Genomic DNA, 1,027 nt, shown 5'->3' with positions numbered 1-1,027 from the left:
CTAGGCCGTGTTTCGTAGGGCACGAAGCCATTGGTTGATGGCGGCGATGGTGAGGGTGGCTTCGTAGCGCACGGCGAGTTTGTCGTATCTGGTGGCCATGGCGCGGTGTTGTTTGAGCTGGTTGATGCCGCACTCCACGGCGTGACGCAGGCGGTAGACGTCGGGGTCGAAGGCGGGCGGTCGTCCGCCTTGGGATCCTTTGGCCTTGCGGTGCGCGTCCTGGTCAGCCTTGCTCGGGATGCACGCGCGGATGCCCCGGGATCGCAGGTGGGCGCGGTTGGCCTTGGACGTGTACGCCTTGTCGGCCAGCACGATGTCGGGGCGGGTGCGTGGCCGTCCACCACCGGCTCTGGGGATGCGGACCTTGGCCAACACGGGGATGAACTGTGGGCTGTCACCGCGCTGTCCGGCGGTCACCACCAGGGCCATCAGTTTGCGGCCCTGCTCGCAGGCCAGATGGGTCTTGGTGCTCCAGCCGCCCCTCGATCGGCCGAGCCCATGATCTGCCGGCTCGGCCTGCACACCACCAGGAGGCTCCTTCTGCGCCTGGCCGTCGCGGCGGGCTCCAGCCGCGTGCTGGTGGGCGCGGCTGATGGTCGAGTCCACGCTCACCGTCCAGCCGACCAACCCCGCCGCGTCCGCCCGGGCCTGCAACGAGGTGAGGATCTGCGCCCAGACACCGTCACGCTGCCACCGCCGAAACCATCGATACAAGGTCTGCCACGGCGGGTACTCCGCAGGCACGTCGCGCCACGGCGATCCGGTCCGGACCCGCCACCGGATCCCGTCGATGATCAGTCTCATGGTCCATCTGCGCGGCCGAGCATGACCCATTCCGGCAGGCAGCAACGGCTCCAACGCCGCCCACTGCACGTCGGTCAGGTCATGTCGCCTCACTGCCGTTACGCTCGGCACGAGGTCTCCGGTGTGAAGTTCTAGCTTGGTCGCTGAACCAACTACCGGAGACCTCTTCAATTAGCGACCACCGCCACGCCCCAACATCAACGCCCTACGAAACACGGCCTAG

Annotated in this window: 1 protein-coding gene; it reads right to left on the bottom strand. The window is 67.3% G+C overall.

Annotated elements, in window-relative coordinates:
• Positions 1 to 897 (bottom strand): IS5 family transposase, encoded by an 897-nt coding sequence (locus ACFQGL_RS32150; protein ID WP_377516421.1) that lies wholly within the window; start codon positions 895 to 897, stop codon positions 1 to 3.
• Positions 898 to 1,027 lie beyond the last annotated feature (130 nt).

Origin of the sequence: Micromonospora vulcania, assembly GCF_042658605.1 — a bacterium.
Lineage (GTDB): Bacteria > Actinomycetota > Actinomycetes > Mycobacteriales > Micromonosporaceae > Micromonospora > Micromonospora vulcania.
Note: the sequence above shows the minus strand (reverse complement) of the source record. Positions and strands in the feature narration are given on the sequence as shown.